A 257-nucleotide genomic window follows, 5' to 3' on the forward strand; every position below is an offset into this window, starting at 1 on the left:
GCCTCCGACCTATCCTACACATCGCGTGCCCAAATTCAATGCTAAGCTATAGTAAAGGTTCACGGGGTCTTTTCGTCCCATCGCGGGTAATCGGCATCTTCACCGATACTACAATTTCACTGGGCTCACGGTTGAGACAGTGTCCGGATCATTACACCATTCGTGCAGGTCGGAACTTACCCGACAAGGAATTTCGCTACCTTAGGACCGTTATAGTTACGGCCGCCGTTTACTGGGGCTTCAATTCAATGCTTCTC

At 50.2% G+C, this 257-nt stretch carries 1 rRNA gene; it reads right to left on the reverse strand.

What is annotated here, in order from left to right:
* A 23S ribosomal RNA gene (locus H6A61_RS15640) occupies nt 1-257 on the reverse strand; the annotation flags it as partial.

The organism is Bacteroides caecigallinarum, from assembly GCF_016901995.1.
Classification (GTDB): Bacteria; Bacteroidota; Bacteroidia; order Bacteroidales; family Bacteroidaceae; genus Phocaeicola; species Phocaeicola cellulolyticus.